We start from the raw sequence: 21,804 nt of genomic DNA on the forward strand, positions 1-21,804 counted from the left end.
CATTGTACGCTCGCAGGGTGCTCGGGAAGGGCGTGTGCACGCACCCCCGGACGACGCTGGGAGGAGGTCCGGTGAGCGCGCACGGGGGAGAGTCGCCGACCGTCAGTGTGTCGATCCGGACGGCTGCGGGCGACGAGGAGCGGGCGGAGCGGCTCGCGGAACAGCTCGACGGCGCGCTCGTCCGCATCAGCCGCACGAACACGGAGGCGGGTGTCGGCGCCGAGGCCGGGGCGTGGCAGCCATGGACACGACGAGCCACCCACCATCTGGTACTCGACGCCGCGGTGCGCCCGCACCCGCGTCTCATCGCGCAGGTGCACGAGGCGATCGCCGGACGGCCCGGGGCGGCCCTGAGACTCTTCACCCCCGGAGACGGCTACGCCTCGCACGCCCTCCGGGTGGCGGCGTTCTCCGGCCGCCCGTGGCTCATGCCGCCCGGACCCGACCCGTCGGCGGTCGCCGTGGTGCTCCCGCTCCCCGAGGCCGCGGAGTTCGCGCGTTCCCTCCAGGTCGGCGAGGTCGCCCCTGCGGGAGTGCTGCTGCATCGGTTCGCGAGGGAACGCGGCCTCGCTCTGCTCGCCAGTACCGCCGATCTCGTGCAGCCCGACCGGCCGGGGACGCACGCTCCGGGCACCGCCTTCCTCCCCGCCGCGGTCGCTCCCGCGGACTGGTGGCAGCGCGAGACGCTCCTCGCGCCGCCCTCGATCCCGGTGGTGCATCTGCGGGATGGAGAGCCGCTCTCCTACGAGGCCGTGCCGGGCGCGGCGGACAGCTGGCGCCTTCGCGCGCGGCGAGACGTTCCGACGCCGCATGCCCGCCGATTCGCACGCATGATGCACGACCGCCTTCTCGGCACGGAGGTCGCTCGCAGCCACCTGCGCGCGGCCGCCGTGCTCCTCGGGGTGGCGGGAGTGCTGCGCGACCAGCTCGTCCTGGCATCGGATCGGGGGCGGCCGTCCGACGGCTTCGGCGCGGCGGCGGCACGGGAGGCGGCGGCGACCCTCGCCCTCGGGACGCTGCCGGAGGCGGTACCGGCCGCGGGGCGACCGGATGGCGCTGCGGAGCTCCGCGACGCGTTCCAGACGCTGTATGAGGAGATGACCGGGATCCTCGGCGGCTCCCTCCCCGTGCCGGAGCATGGAGCCGATCCATAGGCCGCCTCGCTAGCGTGTCGAAGGCAAGGGGAGTACTCCCGTCTGCAGCGACGTCGTCATGACGGGCATGTCATCGTGCCCCGGCCCGCTGGCCCGCGAGGGTGGAGGAGACCTTGGCACCCGAATCGCGGGCTGCCCGGAACCCTTGTCGTCGCCCGACGTCGCGGAGAACGGCGGCCCGTCCCACGAAGGGACCCCCATGTCGAAGCTCTCCCGCCTGATCCGCCTCGCCACCGATGCCATCGATGCGAAGGGCGGAAGTCCCGGTGCGCGTGCCGGCGACGGCACTCGCCCCTCGACGGACTGGAGCGGGATGATCCGGAGCGCGGTGGACGCCGTCCGAGCCCAGGACCCCCAGCCGCAACGCCCGACCACGCCTTCTGCCGCCTCCTCGACTCCGGACGCCCGTCCCGGTGGCGCACGAGCGTCCACCTCGGGCACGTACGCCCCACCGCCGGCCCCTGGTGCCGCCGGCGGGCGCGACGTCACCGCGGCGGACCGTGCGGCCATCGCCCGGTACGACTACCTCCTGCAGACGGCCGACCCCCACCGGATCGAGCAGATCCATCGCGAGGCCTTCACGCGCCTCACGCCGACGCAGCGGGAGCACGTCGAGGCCCGCATGCGGGCCGAGCTCCCCGCGGAAGAGCGGCCGCGCTCGTCCTCCCCTGACGACCTCGCCCGCGCGGCCGGGCGGACCGAGGCGATGCGACCGGGCCGTCTGCGCGGACTCCTCTCCCGTGTCCGCGGCGGCGGTGCGGGCGGGGCCGCGGTCGCTGCGGGCGGCGCGGCGGTCGGCGTGCTGGGCGTCGTGGCCGGCGGCGCCGTCGTGAGCACCGTGGCCCCACCGCTCCTGGAGCAGGCGGCGGGGCTCGGCGTGGACTTCGAGGCCCTGGCCTCCGGCGTCGACCTCGATGCTCTGGCCGGCGGCGCCGACGAGATCCTCGGCTCGGCCGGCGAGGCCGTGTCGGGGCTCGGCGAGGCGGCGACCGGTTGGGGGGAACGGCTCGGTGATCTCGGCATCCCCGGGATCGGCGACATCCTCGGACGGTGACGGGTGCCCCCGCTGGGACTCGAACCCAGACTGAAGCGATTTTAAGTCGCCTGCCTCTGCCATTGGGCTACGGGGGCCGCGCGGCCAGCCTATCGTCGGCGGGGTCGTGACCCGGCGGGGCTCAGGCCATAGGGTGGGGGAGTGCTCGACCTCACCGACGAACTGAGCCCCGTCCCGGGCGGCCCCGCGGTCGCCCCCGAATGGGAGGACCCGGGCCGCTACTGGCCGCGCTTGTCGGCGGCGACCGGGCATCTTCCGGCGCCGGTCGCGGTGATCGATCGCGAGGCCCTCCGCTACAACGCGATGGACCTGCTCGTCCGTGCGGGCGGTCTGCCGATCCGGGTGGCGTCGAAGTCGGTGCGGGTGCGTGCGGTCCTCGATGCCGTGCTGCGCCTCCCGGGTTTTCGCGGCATCCTCGCGTTCACGCTGGAGGAGGCCCTCTGGCTCGCGGAGACGCACGACGACATCGTGCTGGGCTACCCGACGGTCGACCGGGCCGCCCTCGAACGGCTCTGCGCCGACGAACAGGCGGCGCAGCGCATCACTCTCATGATCGACGACCCGGTGCACCTCGATCTCGTCGACAGCGTGGCGGCTCCTTCGGCGCGGCCCGAGCTCCGGGTGGCGATCGACGTCGACGCGTCCTGGCGATCGGCGCTGCTCGGACACATCGGCGTCCGCCGCTCGGCCCTCTTCTCGGCCGGTGAGGTCGCGGCGTTCGCTCGGAAGGTTGCGGCGCGCCCCGGCTTCCGTCTCGTGGGGCTGCAGATGTACGACGCGCAGATCGCGGGACAGGGCGACGCCGGCCCCGATGGGCCGCTCATCCGTCGAGTCCAGGCCCGGTCGCGTGACGAGCTGCGGGAGCGGCGGGCGGCGATCGTCTCCGCGGTCGGCGCGGTGACGGCCCTCGAGTTCCTCAACGGCGGGGGCACGGGCTCCCTCGAGTTCAGCGGCAGCGACGAGTCCCTCACCGAGGCCAGCGCGGGCAGCGGCCTGCTCGGGGGACACCTGTTCGACGGGTACCGGTCCTTCCGGCCCGCACCGGCCGCCGCGTTCGCCTTCGACGTCGTGCGCCGTCCCGCGGTGGACATCGCCACCGTGCTGGGCGGCGGCTGGATCGCCTCCGGTCCCGCGGTCGCCTCGCGGCAGCCGCGCCCGGTGTGGCCGGCGAACCTCCGCACGCTTCCGCGGGAGGCGGCCGGAGAGGTGCAGACGCCGGTGCAGGGGCCGACCGCCGCGACCCTGGGCGTCGGCGATCGCGTCTGGTTCCGTCACGCCAAGAGCGGCGAACCGGCAGAGCGCATCGCCGCCTACCACCTCGTCTCCGGCGACGAGGTCGTCGACGAGCTGCCGACGTATCGTGGCGAGGGGAAGGCGTTCCTGTGACGAGAATCGGCGGCACCTGGCAGAACTGGGGCCGATCGGCGTCCGTCCGCCCGGTCCGGGTCGAGCGCCCGCGCAGCCCCGAAGGCGTGCAGCGCGCCGTGCGGGCAGCGGCGCGGCAGGGGCTGACGATCAAAGCGGTCGGCGCCGGTCACAGCTTCACCGGGATCGCCGTCGCGCCCGGTGTGCTCCTCGAACTCGACGATCTCCAGGGCCTCGTCTCGGCGGACGTCGCGAGCGGACGGGTCACGCTCCTCGCCGGCACGCGGTTGCATCGCATCCCCGGGCTGCTCGCGCGCTACGGCCTCGCGATGGAGAACCTCGGCGACATCGACCGGCAATCCATCGCGGGCGCGATCTCCACGGGCACGCACGGGACCGGCGCCGGCTTCGGCGGTCTCGCCACGCAGGTGGTGGGGGTGACCCTCATCACCGCAGACGGGGAGTTCCTCCGCATCGATGAGGCGCACAGTCCCGAACTGCTGCCGGCGGTCGCCTTGGGGCTGGGTGCGCTCGGCATCATCGTCGAGGTGACGCTGCAGTGCGTGCCGACCTTCGTGATGCATGCGATCGACGAGCCGGTGCCCCTGGACGAGGTGCTCTCCACGATCGACGAGCGCGTCGCCGCGGCCGATCACTTCGAGTTCTACTGGTTCCCGCACACCGACGTGGCACTGACCAAGCGGCAATCGCGGCTGCCCGAGTCGACGCGGAGAAAGCCTCTGCCGATCGTGGGCCGGTGGGTGGACGAAACCCTTCTCGCCAACGGCGTGTACCGCGTCGTCTGCGCGGCGGGACAGGCCGTCCCGGCGATCACGCCGCCGTTCAACCGGCTCGCCGTGCGGCTCACCGGGGACCGGGAGTACACCGACCTGTCGAACCGCGTGCTCACCCAGAGTCGGACCGTGCGGTTCCGCGAGATGGAGTACGCGCTGCCGGCCGCCGAGGTCGTGCCGGCGTTCCGCGCCCTCCAGGAGCTCATCGCACAGCGCGGCTGGCGCATCGAATTCCCCGTGGAGGTGCGGTTCGCGGCGGCGGACGACCGCTGGCTCTCGACGGCGCACGACCGCGCGACCGCGTACATCGCGGTGCACCGGTACTGGCGGGCGGACCCGACCGTGTACTTCGGCGCGGTGGAGGAGATCATGCTGGCGCACGGCGGCCGCCCGCATTGGGGCAAGCTGCACACGCTTACGCACGAGACCCTGCATGACCGGTATCCGCGCTTCGACGACTTCGTGGCAGTGCGCGACCGCCTCGATCCGGAGCGCCGGTTCACGAACCGGTACCTGGAGCGGGTTCTGGGCAGCTGATGCGCGGGCCGGCGAGCTGCCGAGTCCCCAGTCCACGTGCAGGCACCGCGTCTAGGATGAGAGAAACACGGGAAAGGGTGGGGCACTGATGGAATGGCTCGTGCCGGTACTGATCGTCGTCGGGGTGATCCTGCTCGTCGGCGTCTATCTCTGGGCGACGTACAACTCGCTGGTGCAGCTGAACGTCCGCGTGGACGAAGCCTGGAGCGGCATCACGGTCCAGCTCAAGCGCCGTGCCGACCTCATCCCGAATCTCATCGAGACGGTCAAGGGCTATGCCTCGCACGAGAAGGCGGTGTTCGAGAACGTCACCCGCGCCCGTGCCGAGACCCTCTCCGCCGGCAGCCCCGGTGAGGCGGGGATCGCCGAAGGGCACCTGCAGCAGGCGCTGCGCAGCCTCTTCGCTGTGGCCGAGGCCTACCCGCAGCTCCAGGCGAGCCAGAACTTCCTGCAGGTGCAGCAGGCCCTCGTCGACACCGAGGACAAGATCCAGGCCGCGCGGCGCTTCTACAACGGCGGGGTGAGGGAGCTGAACACGAAGATCAAGGTGTTCCCCAACAACCTCTTCGCCAAGGGGCTCGGCTTCACGGAGCGCGAGTTCTTCGAGGTCGCCGACAGCGGCGCCATCTCCGAGCCGCCGCGCGTGCAGTTCTGATCCTCGCCCTCACCACACGGTGAGGGCGAGTTCGTCTGCGGTGATCTCGACGCCTCCGCGCACGCTCCATGCGGTGCTGCGATAGGTGACCGAGCGCGTCGTCCCGTTCTGTCCGGTGCCGGTCACGGTCGCCTCGAGGACGCCGTCGTCGGCGGCGAACGTCGTCGGGGTGAGGGTCACCATCGGGAACCGCTCGACGCGGAAGGCGACATCGGAGACCTCTCGGAACTCCGTGCCCCAGGGGATCCGGATGCCGCAGTTCTCGGGAATCGCGCTTCCACCGGCCGTGCAGGTCTCCAGGTAGGCCTCGAGCTGCGACTGTGCGGCCTCGGTCGCCTCGGGGCGGAGCGCGGCGGTCACTGTCGCCGTGGCGTCGCCGCCGGGCAGCACGACGGCCTCGGTCGTCCCCGTCAGCAGCGTCAGGGGCGCGGCCGCCACGGGATACACGGCAGGCAGCAGCGCCGCATCCTCCGCCACCGGGAGGACGGCATCGCCGACCTGCACGGCCGTCCCGACCGTCGTCGTGGCGCGGAGCGTGCCGAGGCCGGAGGCGTCGACGACCCAGCGCCCGTCCTCCTGATCCAGCCTCAGCCGGGCCTCGTGCTCGTCCCCGTCGAGCCGGAACGTCACGGTCGCTGACACCTCGCCGTCGCTGTCGCGGACCCCCGTGACCTGGGCGTCCTCGATGGTCGAGGCTGCCCCGGCGAACGCGGCGAGGGCGCGGTCGGACACCGCGGTCCCGGTCGCCGTGACCGCCTCCGGATCGCCCGTCTCCAGAGCCCGGAGGTAGTCCCGCACGGCCTCTTCCGGTGTGGGCGAGCGGAGCGTGGAGACACCCCACCACACCGCTGCGGCCACGGCGACGACCGCGACGAGACCGGCCAGGAGCCACCAACGACGACGGGTCATGCGACGCCCTCGCGTACGTGGACATGACGCCGCACCACGCCCGGCGCGGTCGAGGCGAGCGCCGCGTGGACGCCTGCGGTCGCATCGCCCCACCCGGAGACCGACACCTGCTCGAGGCCCTGCCACTGCGCGGCCCGCAGGAGCTCCGCGGCGATCGCCTCGGCGTCACCCGGGCGAGCCTGCGGCTCCCACCACGCCGACTGCACCTGGAGGGTCGAGGTGCCGCGGTCGGCCTTGAGGTCGACGCGCGCCACGATCCGGTCGCCGACGAGCACGGGCAGCGAGTAGTAGCCGTAGCGGCGCTTCGCAGCCGGGACGTAGATCTCGATGCGGTAGTCGAGCTCGAATGCCCGCAACGCGCGTTCCCGGAACCACACCACCGGATCGAAGGGGGTCAGCAGGGCGGCGGTCTCGACCCGGCGTGGGAGCACGGCGTCCCGGTGCCGCCAGGCGGGGAGAGGTCTGCCACCACGCTCCCAGCCGCGGACGCTCACCGGCTGCACCTCTTCGGTGTCCACGAGGTCGGCGATCGCCGCCGTCACCGCAGCGCGGTCGCGGAGACGGTAGTAGTCCGCGAGATCGGCCGCGGTGCCGACGCCGCTGGAGCGCGCCGCACGCCGGACGAGCTCGCGGATGGCGTCCTCCCGCGGGATCTCCCGGGACCGGATGCCGTCCGGGATGACCTGCTCGGCGAGGGCGTACGTGCGTTCGAACCCCCGGCGCCCGCTCACGGCCACATCGCCCGTGCGCCACAGATGCTCGAGAGCGAGCTTGACCTCGTCCCAGTCCCACCAGGTGCCGCGCTCGCGCGGGGCATCGGCACGGAGGTCGACGGGGCGCAGGGGTCCGCGCGCGCGAAGCTCGTCCTGAACCCACTCCACCGTCCGGGCATTCGAGCGGAGCCAGGAGTCCTCCGCGGACCAGCGTCGCCGGAAGTCGTCCATGCGGAACCGCCACAGGGGCCAGTCTTCGACGGGGATGAAAGTCGCCTCATGGGCGAGATACTCCACGTAATGGGTCGTGCGGGACAGGAAGAGGCGGTCGAGGAGCGCGGGATCATAGGCGCCGAGACGGGAGAACAGCGGGAGGTAGTGCGACCGGGCGAACACGTTGACGGAGTCGATCTGCAGCACGCCGAGCCGGTCCATCACGCGGTGCAGATGGCGCCCGGAGACGGTGGCCGGACGTGCGCGGGTGAAGCCCTGGGCGGCGAGGGCGATCCGGCGTGCCTGAGCGGGACTGAGGGTGTCGGTCACGCCGCCAGCGTATCCCCGGTATCCGACATCGTCGCCGCGCGCAAGATGCGTCGAACGGCATACGGCATGACCGTAGACTGAGGCGATGAGCGAGGACCAGCGACCCCGGCTGCGCGATCTGTTCCGTCCGCGCCCCGTGGTGACCGATCGGACCGTGACCACCGAAGCCGACGAAGCGGTGCCGCTGCCTCTGCGCATCACGGCGAGCTACGCCTGGCGCCTGCTGCTCATCGCAGCGGCCATCGGCGTCTTCATCTGGCTGGTGATGCTGCTCAAGCTCCTCGTCATCCCGCTCATGGTCGGGATCCTCATCACCGCCCTGCTGTGGCCGGCGTTCTCCTGGATGCTGCGCCACGGGTTCCCGCGCTGGCTCGCGATCGCCGTCTCGCTCATCGGCACCGCGGCGATCGTCACGGGACTCATGTGGCTCGTGGTGTGGCAGGTGCGCGCCCAGCTCCCCGACGTGCAGCAGCGCACGACCGAGGCCTTGGACCAGTTCCAGGTCTGGCTGCACGAGGGCCCGCTGAGTCTGTCGGATACGCAGATCGCGGACTATCTGCAGCAGGGCCTCGACTTCATCAGCGAGCAGGCGCAGGTCCTCTGGACGGGGGCCCTCGCGATCGGGACCACCGTGGGGCACGTCGCCACGGGGGCGCTGCTGTCCCTGTTCATCCTCATCTGCCTCCTCGCGGACGGCGCCGGTATCTGGCGCTGGACGCTCCGGATCTTCCCGCGGAAGGCCCGTCCCGCTGTCGACGGTGCCGCGCGCAACGGCTGGACGACGATCGTCAACTACGCCAGGACGCAGCTGTTCGTGGCGACGATCGACGCGATCGGCATCGGCCTCGGTGCCTTCCTGCTCCAGGTCCCGCTCGCGCTGCCCGTCGCCGTCCTGGTGTTCCTCGGCTCGTTCATCCCGATCGTCGGTGCGGTCGTGACCGGTGCGGTCGCCGTGTTCCTCGCGCTCGTCTACAACGGCCCGTGGATCGCCCTCTGGATGCTCGTGGTCGTGCTGGCCGTGCAGCAGATCGAGGGTCACATCCTGCAGCCGATCATGATGGGTTCCGCCGTCAAGGTGCACCCGCTCGCCGTCGTCCTCGTGGTCGCGGGCGGCGCGATGATCGCGGGGATCCCCGGCGCACTCTTCGCCGTCCCGCTGGCCGCGTTCGTGAACGTGGCGGCGGTGACCATCAGCTCGGGATCCTGGCGCACCGGCGTCGGGCCGAGCGGAGACCTGATCTGGAGCACAGTTCCGCGCGAGCGGAGACGGAGGAATCGATGAGCGCAGTCCCCAGCCTGACCGAGTTCCAGGACGCGGCTCGAAGTCTGGCTGAGGTGATCTCGCACACCCCGACCCTGCCCTCGCGGGCGCTGTCCGATGCGCTCGGCGCCCCGGTGCTGCTGAAGATGGAGAACCTGCAGCGCACGGGCTCCTTCAAGATCCGCGGTGCGGCCTACCGCCTCTCCCGGCTCAGCGCGGAGGAGCGCTCCCGCGGCGTCGTGGCGGCCTCGGCCGGGAACCACGCACAGGGCGTCGCCCTGGCCGCCCAGGCACTCGGCATCCCCGCGACGATCTTCATGCCGCTCGGGGTCCCGGTTCCGAAGCTCCTCGCCACACGCGGGTACGGCGCGGACGTGGTGCTCGAGGGGGAGACGGTCGCCACCTCGCTGCGCCTGGCCGCCGAGTTCTCGGAGCGCACCGGTGCCGTGCTCATCCATCCCTTCGATCACCGTGACATCGTCATCGGGCAGGGCACGCTCGGCCTGGAACTGCTGGAGGATGCGCCCGAGATCGACACCGTCGTCCTCGGGATCGGCGGCGGCGGGCTGATCGCCGGCGTCGCCGCAGCGGTGAAGGCCAAGGCCGCGGAACTCGGTCGCACGATCCGCGTGATCGGCGTGCAGGCGGAGAACGCGGCCGCCGTCCCGCCGTCGCTGGCGGCCGGGGAGCCGGTCGACATCGTCACGCGCCCCACTATCGCGGACGGCATCCTCGTCGCGCGACCGGGCGCCGTGCCGTTCGAGATCATCAAGGAACTCGTCGACGAGGTCGTCACGGTCTCCGACGACGACCTCGCGCGCGCGATGCTCGTGCTCCTGGAACAGGCGAAGGTCGTGGTCGAGCCGGCAGGTGCGGCAGGCGTCGCTGCCATCCTCTCCGGACGCGTGTCGGCGACCGGCACGACGATGGCGGTGCTGTCCGGCGGCAACATCGACCCGCTCCTGCTGCAGCGGGTGGTGTCGCACGGCCTCGCCGCCTCCGGGCGGTACCTCACGATCCGCATCCCGCTACCCGACCGTCCGGGTCAGCTCGCCCGCGTGTCCGAGCTCATCGCGGAGGCGGGAGCGAACGTCATCGAGGCCATGCACACCCGTCACGGCCACGGACTCCAGATCAGCGAGGTCATCCTCGAACTGAGCGTGGAGACCCGCGGGGCGGAGCACTCGGCCCACACGCTGGACACCCTCCGTCGCGCCGGGTTCGCGCCCATCGTCGTCCCGGACTGAGTCCGCCCGATACGACGCACCCCCTCGACCGTCGCGGTCGAGGGGGTGCGTCGTGACGAACAGGCGTCAGCCCGTGTAGGTCTCGACCTTCACGATTTCGACGCTGATCGAGCGGCCGTTCGGCGCCTCGTACGACGAGGACTCACCGACCTTGAGGCCGAGGATCGCCTGGCCCAGCGGGCTGGCCTCGCTGTAGACGTCGAGGTCGCTGCCGGCGGCGGCGATCTCGCGGCTGCCGAGGAGGAAGACCTCCTCGCCGCCCGCGACGACCGCGGTCACGACAGTGCCCGGCTCGACGATGCCGCGGCTGGCGGGAGCCTCGCCCACCTTCGCGGTCTTCAGCAGCGCCTCCAGGGTGCGGATGCGCGCCTCCTGCTTGCCCTGCTCGTCCTTCGCCGCGTGGTAGCCGCCGTTCTCCTTGAGGTCGCCCTCCTCGCGGGCCGCCTCGATGCGCTTGGCGATCTCGTCGCGGCCGACGGTGGAGAGGTGTTCCAGCTCGGCGACGAGCCGGTCGTAGGCTTCCTGCGTGAGGAAGGGGACCTGAGCATCGGTGGACATGACGAAGCTCCTTCTATCGGGATCCCGCCGAGATGCCGCGGGGGATATGCCAAGACGCCCCGGCACGGTGCCGGGGCGTCGTCTGTCTGGCATCAGTCTAGGCGACCCAGCAGGTGTTCACCAAACCTGTCGTGGCCTCCGCGACGGTCGGGATGCGCTCCGCACGGGTGAGCGAGTGGGCGTCTCCGGCCGGGATCTCCACGATCTTCCAGCCCACGACACCGAACTCCTCGTCGAGGGCTTCGAGCACGCAGACGACGTCCTTGCCCTGGACGCCGGTGACCTGGAAGCGGAGGTCGACGGCATGCTCGTCCACGAGTTCGAAGCCCAGGTCGTCGGCATCGACGGAGCTCATCGACTGACTCACGGTGGACCAGGCGAGGGCGGCGAGGAGGAGCAGGGCGACGGCCCCGGCGAGGAACCACGGCCACCGACGGCGGCGGGTGCGGCCGTAGCGTTCGTCGAGCTGGAGGGCGGTCGTCACAGGTGGGGTCTTCCGGTCGTTAGGCTGGTGTTACCAGGTTATGCGACCTGCGTACGAAAGGCCGATTCATGCGCTTCCTCTCCGAGACTCCGATGCCGACACCGTCGATGACGGTGGCTCCGGAGTCGGTCACGCCGGGCTTCGCCGGCTTCGCGGTGATCGTCTTCGTGCTCATCGCCGTGATCCTGCTGATCTGGGACATGAACCGCCGGATCCGCCGGGTGCGGTATCGCGAAGAGGTCCGCGAGGAGCTCGACGCGGAAGAAGCCGCCCGCGCCGCCGAGAACGCCGCGGACGACGGTCGCACCGCACCGGAAGCTCCGGCCGCGTCCGATGAGGAGCCGCGCGAGCGCTGACCCCGGCTCAGGGCGCGCCGAGCGACGGCGACAGCGGGTGCAGGGCGATCAGCAGGCACGCCGTCCAGTGGCACAGGAACGCCAGAACAGTGCACACGTGGAAGATCTCGTGGAAGCCGAAGTGTCCGGGCCAGGGGTTCGGCTTCTTCAGCGCGTAGACGATGGCGCCGCCCGTGTAGAGCAGACCGCCGACGATCACGAGGACCATCATGGCGACGTTGGCGTCGAGCAGGTCGACGATGTACATCACCGCGGCCCAGCCGAGCAGTAGGTACAGCGCGACGTAGAGCCAGCGCGGCGCGTGGATCCAGAACACCCGGAAGAGGATGCCGAGCAGGGCTCCGCTCCAGACCAGCGTCAGCAGCAGGACGCCCTTCGCCGGCGGCAGCGCCAGGGTCGCGAGCGGCGTGTACGTGCCGGCGATGAGCAGCAGGATGTTCGCATGGTCGATCCGCTTGAGGATGCCCTTGACCCGCGGCCGCCAGTTGAAGCGGTGGTACACGGCCGAGTTCCCGAACAGCAGCAGCGAGGTGGCCATGAAGACCACCGCGGCCCACTTCGCCGCGGCGCCCTGCGACACGGCGACGAGGACGATGCCGGCGACGAGCGCGACGGGGAACGTGCCGGCGTGGATCCAGCCGCGCCAGGTCGGTTTGATCTCGGTCGCCGCATCGGCGGCCGCGGCTTCGAGCAGCGGCAGCTGTGGGACGTCGGCGCCGGTCTGGTCGGAAGTGCTCACGTGCTCACTCTAAGCGGCTGCGCATGCCCCGCCCCGTACATGTCCCCAGGTTCTGCACCGGCGCGGAAGACCGGGGCAGGGTAGCGTAGGTGGGTGATGTCACGCGAGAGCCCGGGGCGGGGACCGCTGTACCGGCTGTACACCAGCCGGCTGCGTCGTCAGCTCGATCCGGCCTCCGTTCCGCACCATGTCGCGATGATGATCGACGGCAATCGCCGGTGGGCGCGGCAGCTCGGATTCGACACCCCGGCCGAAGGGCACCGTGCGGGGGCGGCCAAGATGCAGGAGTTCCTCGGCTGGTGCGATGAGCTCGGGGTACGGGTCGTCTCGCTCTACCTCCTGTCCAGCGACAACCTCCGCAAACGGGACTCGGCCGAGCTCGCCGACCTCATCGAGATCATCGCGGAACTCGCCGAGGCGCTATCCCAGAAGGGGAACTGGCGGGTCAAGCACGTCGGCCGCTCCGACATCCTCCCCGTCGAACTGGCACGGGTGCTCGCCGACGCGGAGGAGCGGACGAAGGACCACACCGGACTGCACGTGAACCTCGCGGTCGGCTACGGCGGCCGGAACGAGATCGTCGACGCGGTGCGCAGCATCATCACGAAGCATGAGGCATCGGGTGGCACGCTGGAAGACCTCGCGGCGCACCTCACTCCGGAGATGATCGGGGAGCACCTCTACACGGGCGGCCAGCCCGACCCCGATCTCGTGATCCGCACGAGCGGCGAGCAGCGGCTGAGCGACTTCCTGCTGTGGCAGAGCGCGCACAGCGAGTTCTACTTCGTCGAGGCCCTGGGGCCGGACCTCCGCCAGGTCGACTTCCTCCGCGCGATCCGCGACTACGCCGACCGCGACCGCCGATTCGGACGCTGATCCGGGAACCGCGCGCGCGTGTCACAATGACGCAGTGAGCTCCTTCGACGACTACATCGGAACGTTCGACGCCGAGCCCGGGTACCTGAACTGGGCGGCGTTCGGCCCCGTGTCACCCTCGGTCCGTGCCGAGGTGTTCGCGGACGCGGACCTGCTCGGCAGCGGTCGGCCGTCGTCGCTGGCCCTCGTGGGAGAGCGGATCGGGCAGGCGCAGGAGGTCATCGCCGAACTCCTCGGCGCGGACGCCGCGGAGGTCACGCTGCAGCCGTCGTCGACGCACGGCCTCATGCACGCGCTCTACGGGGTCTCCGGCGCGGTCATCGCGAGCACGGCGGAGTTCCCGAGTGTGAGCCTCACTCTGGAGCGCGCGGCGACCGCGTCCGGCCGCGTGGTCACACCACGGTGGATCACGCCCGAGGACGGACGGGTCACTCCCGACGCCGTCAGTGCTGTCCTCGACGACGAGGTCGTCGCCCTCGCCGTCAGCCACGTCGACTTCCGCACCGGCTACCGTGCCGACCTCGCCGCGCTGCGTGACGTCCTCGGCCCTGATCGCCTCCTCATCGTCGATGCCGTGCAGTCCTTCGGTGTGATCGACGCCGACTACAGCGTCGCGGACGTCGTCGTCGGGCACGGGTACAAGTGGCTGCGCGCGGGCCGGGGCACCGGGTTCGCCTGGTTCTCGCCGCAGGCGCGCGAGCGCATCGCGCCCGTGCTCTCCGGCATCATCGGGACGACGGCGAGCGGACTCTTCGTCGACGAGCTGCCCGCCCCGGCACCGGACGCGAAGGCGTACACGATCAGCGTGCCGGACACGCTCGCCGCCGGCCGGCTCTCAACCGGCGCACGTGATGTCAGGGACGCCGGCGTCGCGGCCATCGAAGAGCGGGTCTCCGCGCAGGTGGACGCGGTGATCGAGACCGCCGACCGCCATGGGATCGCCGTCGTCTCCCCGCGCGCCCGCACCGAGCGCGCGGGGATCGTCGCCCTCGCACCGGAGGAACCCGCTCGGCTCGCGGCGGCCCTCGCGAACGCCGGACTGGTCGTCACGGCGCGTGGCGAGTCGATCCGCGTCGCACCGCACGCGGGCACCGACGCCGAGACCCTCGCACTGCTCGATGAGACCCTCGGCGCGTTCGGCAAGGAATCGTTCATCGTCCCGTAACGAATCGCTGGCGTGTCTTGTCCGTGGAAAACGCCCGGGCGGTCGTACCTTCAAGGCATCGGGCAAGGCGCCCGGTCGGGTCGGCCTCAGGTTCGCGACTCGTGACCCCCTGGTCGACTCGTTCGAATAGCCGGGAATCCCCGGGTCGGGAGTGGGTCGTGACCACACGTTCAGCGCAGCAGTCCACCAGCACCGCGCAGCAGTCCACCCGTCAGACGACGAGACAGGCCGCGGCCGCAGAACCCGATCAGGATCTGCGCACCTACGTCCTCGACACCTCGGTCCTGCTGAGCGATCCGCAGGCGCTCTTCCGCTTCGCGGAGCATTCCGTGGTGCTCCCGGTGGTCGTCATCACCGAACTCGAGGGCAAGCGGCACGACCCGGAGATCGGCTACTTCGCCCGCCAGGCGCTGCGTCACCTCGACGACCTCCGCGTCGAGCACGGCCGCCTCGACTTCCCGGTGGAGGTCGGCGAGGGCGGCACTCTCCGCGTGGAGCTCGGCAACGCCGACCTCTCGGTGCTCCCGGCCGGCATCCGCCTCAGTGACAACGACAGTCGCATCCTCTCCGTGGCGATGCACCTCGCGCAGGACGGCCAGGACGTGACCATCGTGTCGAAGGATCTCCCGATGCGGGTGAAGGCCGCGTCCCTCGGGCTGCGTGCCGAGGAGTATCTCGCGGAGCAGGCCGTCGACTCGGGCTGGACGGGTATCGCCACCCTCGACCTCTCCGGCGATGACATCAGCGACCTCTATGAGAGCGAGGTCGGGATCAGTGAGGACGTGCACGGGCTCCCCGTCAACACCGGCCTCATCATCCACTCCGAGCGCGGATCGGCCCTCGGCCGGGTCACCGGCGACGGCGAGTTCCGGCTCGTCCGCGGGGACCGGGACATCTTCGGCATGCACGGGCGCTCCGCCGAACAGCGCATCGCGATCGACCTGCTCCTCGACCCCGAGGTGGGCATCGTGTCGCTGGGCGGACGCGCAGGCACCGGCAAGTCCGCGCTGGCGCTGTGCGCGGGTCTGGAGGCCGTGCTGGAGCGGCAGCAGCAGAAGAAGATCATCGTGTTCCGTCCGCTGTTCGCCGTCGGGGGCCAGGAGCTCGGATACCTCCCGGGCGACCAGGGGGAGAAGATGAACCCCTGGGGCCAGGCGGTGTACGACACCCTCGGCTCCGTCGTCTCCGGGAACGTCATCGACGAGGTCGTGGAGCGCGGGTTGCTGGAGGTCATGCCGCTCACCCACATCCGCGGACGGTCCCTGCACGACGCCTTCGTGATCGTGGATGAGGCGCAGTCCCTGGAGCGGAACGTGCTGCTCACGGTGCTCAGCCGGATGGGCCAGAACTCCCGGGTGATCCTCACCCACGACGTCGGGCAGCGCGACAACCTCCGTGTCGGTCGGCACGACGGCATCGCGAGCGTCATCGAGACCCTCAAGGGACACGGCCTCTTCGGACACGTCACGCTGACCCGCTCGGAGCGCTCCGCCATCGCCGCCCTCGTCACGGACCTCCTGGAGGGCGGCGAGCTCAGCTGACCCGATCCGTGCGGGCGGGCTCTGCACGACCCGGGCCCGCCCGCACGATCGCGTCCCGGCCGCACGATCTCGTCCCGCCTGTTGGCCCCACCGGCCTCTTCGATCGTGCATCCATGTCGGGCTCGTGCACCTGGAGGTCCAGACGTCACGTCACGCGAGCGGGTGGATACACGGTCCCGTCGGGATACACGATCTCCCGGATGCACGATCCGACGACAGTGGTGGGTCGATCAGGGGTGTTCCGTCGTGCAGGCGTACCCAGCTCGTGCATCCGTCCCGCGGGCCCTCGGACGTCGGTAGCGACACCTGCACGATCCTGCACCGTCGGCCGGCTGCCGGGGCCAGAGGGGTCGTGCACGCGGAACGGGGTCGTGCAGGTGGAACGGGGCCGTGCGGGCGGAACGGGGCCGTGCGGGCGGAACAGGGCCGTGCGGGAGGAACCGCGGTCAGACGCGGTCGCGGGCCCGGCGCAGAGCCCCTTCGATCGCAGCCTGGACCATGGGCCAGTCGTGCACGACCTGGGCGTAGTCGAAGCGCAGCGTCTCGTACCCGAGTCGCGATGCCGCAGCATCGCGGGAGAGATCGCGGTGACGCATCTCGGGAGCACCGTGGTGCTCGCGGCCGTCGACCTCGATGATGAGGCGACCGTCGACAACGAAATCGACGCGGCCGACACCGGGGATCGAGACCTGCGTCGCGAGGTGGACGCCGAGGATGTGGAGACGGAGGCGCAGGAGGGATTCCAGACCGCTGTCCGCGTCGGAACGGGCGAAGTCCACGAGCCAACGCGCGGACCGGGGCAGCGCGGCGCGGATCCGGGCTCGTGCGGTCCGCCCGATCAGTCCCTGCCGCCAGGCCGACTCGAAGGACACGAAGAAAGCCTCGTCACCCTCGCACACGTGCAGGTGCCGGAGCGCGTCTTCGACAGCCACGATGCCGAACCGGGTGCGTCCCTCGAAATGATGCGGGATGCACCGGCACTCGATGTGCGGGTGCGCGCGCCCGTTGCGACCGAGCCAGACGTGCGGCGCATCGCTCTCCGACAGCACCCAGACTCCGTGGGCACGTAGCGCGGTGCCGCAGCTGATGGCCCCTCCGTGGGCAGCCGCCGTGAGCACCGTCGCGTCGAGGTCGTGGGTGGCGAACACCCCCGCGCGGACCCGATGGATCCGGCCGGCGCGCACCGCGCGGGACAAGGCGGAGCGGGAGATTCCGAAAGTCCCGAGGTCGCGACCGCGGGCGATGCCTCCGAGACGGTGAAGGGTCGAGACGGGATCGAGCATTCGCCGATTCTGCGTCCTCCGGCGTCACGGCGGGAGCCGAAGGACGTCGTGGGAACGAGTCGGGGTGTCCGCGGATCCGTGGAGGAAGAGTCACCTGCACGATCCGGAGCCGCGGGTAGTCCTGATCCGGGGATTCCGTCGTGCAGACGGAACGTGGTCGTGCATCCGAGGTGGGAACGAGAACGGGATCGGAGAACGGGACGGTGCCGGAAACGACGGATGCCGCGGGGACCGAGGTCCTCGCGGCATCCGTCTTCGAGCGTGGATCAGCCCGGGTGGGTCATCGACAGCAGGTCGAGCTTCTCGTCCAGCTGCTCGAGGGTGAGCTCGCCGCGCTCGACGTAGCCGAGGTCGATCACGGCGTCGCGCACCGTGATGCCCTTGGCGACCGAGTGCTTGGCGATCTTCGCCGCGGCTTCGTAGCCGATGAGCTTGTTCAGGGGCGTCACGATCGACGGGCTCATACCCGCGAAGGCCGCCGCCCGCTCGACGTTCGCCTGCAGGCCGTCGATCGTCTTGTCTGCGAGCACCCGCGAGGCGTTCGACAGCAGACGGATCGACTCGAGCACCGCGGTGCCCATGACCGGGATGGCGACGTTCAGCTCGAACGAGCCGGAGGCGCCGGCCCAGGCGACCGTGGCGTCGTTGCCGATGACCCGCGCGCACACCATGAGCACGGCCTCGGGCACGACGGGGTTGACCTTGCCCGGCATGATCGACGACCCCGGCTGCAGGTCGGGGATGTGCAGCTCGCCGAGACCGGTGTTGGGGCCGGAGCCCATCCAGCGCAGGTCGTTGTTGATCTTCGTGAGCGACACGGCGATCGTGCGGAGCGCGCCGGAGGCCTCGACGAGACCGTCGCGGTTCGCCTGCGCCTCGAAGTGGTCCTTCGCCTCGGTGATCGGCAGCTCGGTCTCGGCCGCGAGCAGCTCGATGACCTTCTGCGGGAATCCGAGGGGAGTGTTGATCCCGGTGCCGACGGCGGTGCCGCCCAGGGGCACCTCGGCCACGCGGGGGAGCGCCGACTGCACGCGCTCGATGCCCAGACGGATCTGGCGGGCGTAGCCGCCGAACTCCTGGCCGAGCGTGACGGGCGTCGCGTCCATGAGGTGCGTGCGGCCGGACTTGACCGCGTCCTTCCAGAGCTCCGCCTTGGCCTCGAGCGCGACCGCGAGGTGGTCGAGCGAAGGGATCAGGGTGTCGATGAGCGCCTGGGTGACCGCGATGTGCACCGAGGTCGGGAACACGTCGTTCGACGACTGCGAGGCGTTCACGTGGTCGTTGGGGTGCACGGTCGATCCGAGGATGCGGCTCGCGAGCGTCGCCAGGACCTCGTTCATGTTCATGTTCGACGAGGTGCCGGAGCCGGTCTGGTAGGTGTCGACCGGGAACTCGCCGTCGTGTGCGCCGGATGCGACCTGGTCGGCGGCCTGCGCGATGGCATCGGCGATGGCGCCGTCGAGGGTGCCGAGCTGCTTGTTGGCCAGGGCGGCGGCCTTCTTGATACGCGCGAGTGCGGCGATCTGCGTCGACTCCAGGCCCTTGCCGGAGATCGGGAAATTCTCCACGGCGCGCTGCGTCTGCGCCCCGTAGAGCGCGTTCACGGGCACTCGCACCTCACCCATGGTGTCGTGTTCGATGCGGTACTCGGTGTCGGTCATTCCGAACCCTCCTTGGTTGCGGGGTCGATCCCCTCGGCTTCGATGCCGACCGTGACGACGGGCGCTGCCTCGCCCTCGGCCAGACGATAGTTGGCGCCGACGATGCCGAGACGGCCTTCGGCGACGGCGTTGCTGATGATCTCGGACGACTGCAGCAGGTCGTTGACGGTGTTGCGCAGGTGCTCGCGGCCGACGAGCTCCGCATCGATGTCGGCCACCGTGCCGCCGCCGCTCTCCGCGAGGACCTTGCGGGCGGCAGGGACGATCGGCGCGATGAGCTTCCAGATGTGCGGGGGGAGCGGGTCGGCGTCGATGGCCGTGCCGTCGATGGCGGCACGCACCGCACCGCAGGAGTCGTGCGCGAGGACCACGATGAGCGGCACCTCGAGAACGGCGACCGCGTACTCCAGGCTCGCCACGATCGACTCGCCGATCACCTGTCCGGCGTTGCGCACGACGAACAGGTCGCCGAGGCCGAGGTCGAAGATGATCTCGGCGGCGAGACGGGAGTCCGAGCAGCCGAACAGCGTCGCGACGGGGTGCTGGGCCGCGGTGAGGTCCTTGCGACGGTCGACGTTCTGGTTCGGGTGCTGGGGCTCGTCGCGGACGAAGCGACGGTTGCCGTCCTGCATCTGCTTCCAGGCGGCGGCGGGGGTCAGCGGGTGGGTCATCGGGCCTCCGAGACGGTGCGGATCTGGGGGATGAGCGACTCCGCGAGCTCGGCGGTGGAGTCCGCGGAGCGGGAGCCGTAGAGGAGCACATAGTCGTCGCCGGCCTGGGTGCCGAGGGCATAGGTGACGTTCGCCTCGGCGCCGGCGGAGCCGGGCTGGTAGACGTCCCACTCCCGGCCGCCGATGCGCACGGTGTCGGTCGGGGCGACGCCGTTCAGCCGCTGCGGGGCCCAGGAGGCATCGGCGTCGAACGCCTGGGCGAGCTTGATGAATCCGCGCTCATCCTGCGCCGCGGGCGCGAGGGTGACCTCCCAGACCACGGGGGCTCCGCTCTGGAGTTCCGCCGCGTTCACCCGCCAGAACTCGTCCGTCTCGGGAACGATCGCCGGGCTGCCCATGGACGACTCGACGTCGGCGGCGATGGCGGCCACGTCGATCGGCTTCGCCGCGACCGGCTCGCCGCGGGGAACGAGCGCGATGATCACGACGACGACCGCGAGGGTCACCACGAGGGCGGCGACGAGATTGCGGACCGTCTGGCTCGACCGATAGGCCTTGCTCGACGCGGCCTTGCGCGCGGCGGTCTCGTCAGGTGTCTCCGGCCGACCGAGGTCGGCGTTGATCGCGGGGCCCTTGCTCATGACGCGTCGCTCTCGTCGGCGGCGGCGGTGCGAGCGGCCTCGAGCCGGCGCTTCGCGCCGAGCAGCCACTCCTCGCAACGGGCGGCCAGGGCCTCGCCGCGCTCCCAGAGTACGAGCGAGTGCTCGAGGGTCGGTGCCCCCTGTTCGAGCTCGGCGACGACCCGCACGAGCTCGTCACGGGCCGCCTCGAACGACAGCGTGTCCACGGGGGTGTCGTTCACGGCGCTCACTCCTCCATCCTACGTCGTGCCTCGGACGCCTCCCGCTCAGGCTTCCTCCGCGATCTCGCCCTCCGAGCGCACCGCCAACGACCCTCGGTCCACCGTGAGCGTCAGCGCACTGCCCGCGGGCGCATCGGCTGCATCGCGGAGGATGACACCGCCCTCGAGGTGTGCGATCGCGTAGCCGCGGGCCAGGGTGGCGGCGGGGGACAGGGCGCGCAGCGAGGCGCGCAACTCGCCCGTCCGGCGGCCGGCGTCGTCGAGCTGCCGGGTGACCGCGTCGCGGCCACGGGCGAGGAGCAGGAAGGTCTCCTGCGCGCGCGTGTCGATGATCGGAGCGGGGGAGCGCAGCACGGGACGGGACCGCAGCTGCTCCAGCTGTGCGATGTCGTGCGAGAGGCGCTGGGTGAGGCGCGTCGTGGCGCGGGACCGGAGCTGCGCGATGAGCGCGCGCTGCTCCCCGACGTCCGGAACGACGCGCTTGGCGGCGTCGGTCGGCGTCGACGCGCGCAGATCGGCGACGTCGTCGAGGAGGGGATGGTCGTTCTCATGGCCGATGGCGCTGACCACCGGCGTGGAGGCCGCCGCGACGGCGCGGACCAGGCGCTCGTCGCTGAAGCCGAGGAGGGTCTGCGGGTCGCCGCCGCCGCGCGCGATGATGATGACGTCGACCTCGGGGTCGGCGTCGAGACGGGCCAACGCGGCCAGGGTGTCCGGCACGCAGCGGTCGCCCTGCACGGCGGCGTACGCGGTCTTGAACCGTACCTGCGGCCAGCGCAGCTCGGCGTTGCGGTGCACGTCCTTCTCGGCGTCGGAGCGCTCGCCGGTGATGAGGCCGATGACGTGGGGGAGGAACGGTAGGCGCTTCTTGCGGGCGGGGTCGAAGAGGCCCTCCTGGCGGAGCTGCACGCGCAGCCGCTCCAGGCGTTCGAGCTGGTCGCCGAGCCCGACGTGCTTCATGGCGGAGACCGCGAAGCTGAAGTCGCCGGAGCGGACGAAGTAGTCGGCCTTGACGGCGGCGACGACGTGATCGCCCACACCCAGGTCGGCGGGGATGCGGCCGCGCACGCTCGACCAGACGCGGATGGAGATCTGCGCGTCGGAGCGGGTGTCCTTGAGGCGGGCGAAGACGTTCCCGGCGCGGACGTTCCACGAGGTGATCTCGCCCTCGACCCAGACCGTGTTCCAGCGGGCCACGAAGTCGCGGATGGTGGCGTTCAGTCGGGCCACGGACGTCGGCGCCTGGGCGGTGGAGTCGCGCGGGGCCACGGCATCCGCCGGCGGCGTCTCGCCCGGTCCTGTCGCCGCTTCGAAGACTGTCATCTGCTCCCGTTCCTGCCCGCGCGCTCACCGGCCCCGTCCAGCCGGGCGACGGT

At 71.2% G+C, this 21,804-nt stretch carries 22 protein-coding genes and 1 tRNA gene; 11 read left to right on the plus strand and 12 right to left on the minus strand.

All coding sequences use genetic code 11. The features are described 5' to 3' along the window. The first annotated feature begins 71 nt into the window (after window positions 1-71). Complete coding sequence (locus AC3B5L_RS05535; protein ID WP_313366439.1) at window positions 72-1,154, plus strand: hypothetical protein; 1,083 nt, start codon at window positions 72-74, stop codon at window positions 1,152-1,154. A 199-nt stretch (window positions 1,155-1,353) separates the two neighbouring features. Then, on the plus strand, window positions 1,354-2,208 hold the full coding sequence (locus AC3B5L_RS05540; RefSeq protein ID WP_490096273.1) for a cation-transporting ATPase: 855 nt from the start codon (window positions 1,354-1,356) through the stop codon (window positions 2,206-2,208). A 4-nt stretch (window positions 2,209-2,212) separates the two neighbouring features. On the opposite strand, the gene AC3B5L_RS05545 is transcribed toward AC3B5L_RS05540, so the two are convergent. Next, window positions 2,213-2,285, minus strand: a tRNA-Leu gene (locus AC3B5L_RS05545). 64 nt (window positions 2,286-2,349) lie between these two features. On the opposite strand from AC3B5L_RS05545, the gene AC3B5L_RS05550 reads away from it, so the two are divergent. The 3 genes from AC3B5L_RS05550 (at window position 2,350) to AC3B5L_RS05560 (ending at window position 5,559) form a co-directional block, all read left to right on the plus strand. Further along, window positions 2,350-3,594 (plus strand): alanine racemase, encoded by a 1,245-nt coding sequence (locus tag AC3B5L_RS05550; RefSeq protein WP_363332972.1) that lies wholly within the window; start codon window positions 2,350-2,352, stop codon window positions 3,592-3,594. After that, the gene (locus AC3B5L_RS05555; RefSeq protein ID WP_313366441.1) at window positions 3,591-4,904 is read left to right on the plus strand and encodes a D-arabinono-1,4-lactone oxidase; all 1,314 of its coding nucleotides are present in this window, start codon (window positions 3,591-3,593) and stop codon (window positions 4,902-4,904) included. The genes AC3B5L_RS05550 and AC3B5L_RS05555 overlap by 4 nt, the downstream gene beginning before the upstream one ends. An 88-nt stretch (window positions 4,905-4,992) precedes the next feature. After that, a complete protein-coding gene (locus tag AC3B5L_RS05560) occupies window positions 4,993-5,559 on the plus strand; it encodes a LemA family protein (RefSeq protein ID WP_136051621.1) in 567 nt (188 codons plus the stop codon). Between the two features lie 9 nt (window positions 5,560-5,568). On the opposite strand, the gene AC3B5L_RS05565 is transcribed toward AC3B5L_RS05560, so the two are convergent. Continuing rightward, window positions 5,569-6,468, minus strand: a complete 900-nt coding sequence (locus AC3B5L_RS05565) for a hypothetical protein (RefSeq protein WP_490096274.1) — start codon at window positions 6,466-6,468, stop codon at window positions 5,569-5,571. Continuing rightward, window positions 6,465-7,724: a winged helix-turn-helix domain-containing protein gene (locus AC3B5L_RS05570; protein ID WP_313366443.1), complete on the minus strand. Its 1,260-nt coding sequence runs from the start codon at window positions 7,722-7,724 to the stop codon at window positions 6,465-6,467. Before AC3B5L_RS05570 ends, AC3B5L_RS05565 begins: the two co-directional genes overlap by 4 nt. Window positions 7,725-7,809: 85 nt before the next feature. Here AC3B5L_RS05570 and AC3B5L_RS05575 point away from each other — a divergent pair, with 85 nt between their 5' ends. Together AC3B5L_RS05575 and ilvA are read left to right on the plus strand one after the other, a co-directional pair. Continuing rightward, window positions 7,810-9,006, plus strand: a complete 1,197-nt coding sequence (locus AC3B5L_RS05575; protein WP_187663589.1) for an AI-2E family transporter — start codon at window positions 7,810-7,812, stop codon at window positions 9,004-9,006. After that, the gene (ilvA, locus tag AC3B5L_RS05580; RefSeq protein WP_187663590.1) at window positions 9,003-10,232 is read left to right on the plus strand and encodes a threonine ammonia-lyase; all 1,230 of its coding nucleotides are present in this window, start codon (window positions 9,003-9,005) and stop codon (window positions 10,230-10,232) included. The genes AC3B5L_RS05575 and ilvA overlap by 4 nt, the downstream gene beginning before the upstream one ends. Window positions 10,233-10,298: 66 nt before the next feature. Here the strand turns inward: ilvA and greA are convergent, their stop codons facing one another. Beyond that, window positions 10,299-10,790, minus strand: a complete 492-nt coding sequence (greA, locus tag AC3B5L_RS05585) for a transcription elongation factor GreA (RefSeq protein ID WP_136051615.1) — start codon at window positions 10,788-10,790, stop codon at window positions 10,299-10,301. A 97-nt stretch (window positions 10,791-10,887) separates the two neighbouring features. Continuing rightward, window positions 10,888-11,274, minus strand: a complete 387-nt coding sequence (locus AC3B5L_RS05590) for a DUF4307 domain-containing protein (protein WP_187663591.1) — start codon at window positions 11,272-11,274, stop codon at window positions 10,888-10,890. A 68-nt stretch (window positions 11,275-11,342) separates the two neighbouring features. Here AC3B5L_RS05590 and AC3B5L_RS05595 point away from each other — a divergent pair, with 68 nt between their 5' ends. After that, entirely contained in the window at window positions 11,343-11,630 is a 288-nt protein-coding gene (locus tag AC3B5L_RS05595; protein ID WP_187663592.1) for a hypothetical protein, read from the plus strand. Window positions 11,631-11,637: 7 nt separating this feature from the next. On the opposite strand, the gene trhA is transcribed toward AC3B5L_RS05595, so the two are convergent. Continuing rightward, complete coding sequence (trhA, locus tag AC3B5L_RS05600) at window positions 11,638-12,369, minus strand: PAQR family membrane homeostasis protein TrhA (protein ID WP_268777787.1); 732 nt, start codon at window positions 12,367-12,369, stop codon at window positions 11,638-11,640. A 96-nt stretch (window positions 12,370-12,465) separates the two neighbouring features. Between trhA and AC3B5L_RS05605 the strand changes: the two genes are divergently transcribed. The 3 genes from AC3B5L_RS05605 (at window position 12,466) to phoH2 (ending at window position 15,951) form a co-directional block, all read left to right on the plus strand. Next, window positions 12,466-13,245 (plus strand): isoprenyl transferase, encoded by a 780-nt coding sequence (locus AC3B5L_RS05605; protein ID WP_187664116.1) that lies wholly within the window; start codon window positions 12,466-12,468, stop codon window positions 13,243-13,245. A 34-nt stretch (window positions 13,246-13,279) separates the two neighbouring features. Then, a complete protein-coding gene (locus AC3B5L_RS05610) occupies window positions 13,280-14,410 on the plus strand; it encodes an aminotransferase class V-fold PLP-dependent enzyme (RefSeq protein WP_490096275.1) in 1,131 nt (376 codons plus the stop codon). Window positions 14,411-14,568: 158 nt separating this feature from the next. Beyond that, window positions 14,569-15,951 (plus strand): RNA 5'-3' helicase PhoH2, encoded by a 1,383-nt coding sequence (gene phoH2 / locus AC3B5L_RS05615; RefSeq protein WP_370428680.1) that lies wholly within the window; start codon window positions 14,569-14,571, stop codon window positions 15,949-15,951. A 446-nt stretch (window positions 15,952-16,397) separates the two neighbouring features. Here the strand turns inward: phoH2 and AC3B5L_RS05620 are convergent, their stop codons facing one another. The 6 genes from AC3B5L_RS05620 to xseA all read right to left on the minus strand — a co-directional run bounded on the left by AC3B5L_RS05620 (window position 16,398) and on the right by xseA (window position 21,751). Continuing rightward, window positions 16,398-17,234, minus strand: coding sequence for a DUF559 domain-containing protein (locus tag AC3B5L_RS05620; RefSeq protein ID WP_490096276.1), 837 nt, complete (start codon window positions 17,232-17,234; stop codon window positions 16,398-16,400). A 266-nt stretch (window positions 17,235-17,500) separates the two neighbouring features. Next, a complete protein-coding gene (locus tag AC3B5L_RS05625) occupies window positions 17,501-18,895 on the minus strand; it encodes a class II fumarate hydratase (protein ID WP_490096277.1) in 1,395 nt (464 codons plus the stop codon). Further along, window positions 18,892-19,566, minus strand: a complete 675-nt coding sequence (locus AC3B5L_RS05630) for a carbonic anhydrase (RefSeq protein ID WP_187663598.1) — start codon at window positions 19,564-19,566, stop codon at window positions 18,892-18,894. Before AC3B5L_RS05630 ends, AC3B5L_RS05625 begins: the two co-directional genes overlap by 4 nt. Beyond that, window positions 19,563-20,207: a DUF4245 family protein gene (locus tag AC3B5L_RS05635; RefSeq protein WP_336501123.1), complete on the minus strand. Its 645-nt coding sequence runs from the start codon at window positions 20,205-20,207 to the stop codon at window positions 19,563-19,565. Before AC3B5L_RS05635 ends, AC3B5L_RS05630 begins: the two co-directional genes overlap by 4 nt. Then, window positions 20,204-20,437, minus strand: a complete 234-nt coding sequence (locus AC3B5L_RS05640; RefSeq protein WP_490096278.1) for an exodeoxyribonuclease VII small subunit — start codon at window positions 20,435-20,437, stop codon at window positions 20,204-20,206. The genes AC3B5L_RS05635 and AC3B5L_RS05640 overlap by 4 nt, the downstream gene beginning before the upstream one ends. Before the next feature lie 36 nt (window positions 20,438-20,473). Further along, window positions 20,474-21,751 carry an exodeoxyribonuclease VII large subunit gene (gene xseA / locus AC3B5L_RS05645; RefSeq protein WP_490096279.1) on the minus strand — a complete coding sequence of 426 codons (1,278 nt, stop codon included), beginning with the start codon at window positions 21,749-21,751 and terminating at the stop codon, window positions 20,474-20,476. Window positions 21,752-21,804 lie beyond the last annotated feature (53 nt).

It is taken from the genome of Microbacterium sp. C-MGS6, from assembly GCF_058140415.1.

Coding starts and splice junctions, on each gene's coding strand:
- AC3B5L_RS05540 (WP_490096273.1), top strand. CDS start 1,354: ATGTCGAAGCTCTCCCGCCTGATCCGCCTCGCCACCGATGCCATCGAT.
- AC3B5L_RS05560 (WP_136051621.1), top strand. CDS start 4,993: ATGGAATGGCTCGTGCCGGTACTGATCGTCGTCGGGGTGATCCTGCTC.
- AC3B5L_RS05565 (WP_490096274.1), bottom strand. CDS start 6,468: ATGACCCGTCGTCGTTGGTGGCTCCTGGCCGGTCTCGTCGCGGTCGTC.
- AC3B5L_RS05575 (WP_187663589.1), top strand. CDS start 7,810: ATGAGCGAGGACCAGCGACCCCGGCTGCGCGATCTGTTCCGTCCGCGC.
- ilvA (WP_187663590.1), top strand. CDS start 9,003: ATGAGCGCAGTCCCCAGCCTGACCGAGTTCCAGGACGCGGCTCGAAGT.
- greA (WP_136051615.1), bottom strand. CDS start 10,790: ATGTCCACCGATGCTCAGGTCCCCTTCCTCACGCAGGAAGCCTACGAC.
- AC3B5L_RS05595 (WP_187663592.1), top strand. CDS start 11,343: ATGCGCTTCCTCTCCGAGACTCCGATGCCGACACCGTCGATGACGGTG.
- AC3B5L_RS05605 (WP_187664116.1), top strand. CDS start 12,466: ATGTCACGCGAGAGCCCGGGGCGGGGACCGCTGTACCGGCTGTACACC.
- AC3B5L_RS05620 (WP_490096276.1), bottom strand. CDS start 17,234: ATGCTCGATCCCGTCTCGACCCTTCACCGTCTCGGAGGCATCGCCCGC.
- AC3B5L_RS05625 (WP_490096277.1), bottom strand. CDS start 18,895: ATGACCGACACCGAGTACCGCATCGAACACGACACCATGGGTGAGGTG.
- AC3B5L_RS05630 (WP_187663598.1), bottom strand. CDS start 19,566: ATGACCCACCCGCTGACCCCCGCCGCCGCCTGGAAGCAGATGCAGGAC.
- AC3B5L_RS05635 (WP_336501123.1), bottom strand. CDS start 20,207: ATGAGCAAGGGCCCCGCGATCAACGCCGACCTCGGTCGGCCGGAGACA.
- xseA (WP_490096279.1), bottom strand. CDS start 21,751: ATGACAGTCTTCGAAGCGGCGACAGGACCGGGCGAGACGCCGCCGGCG.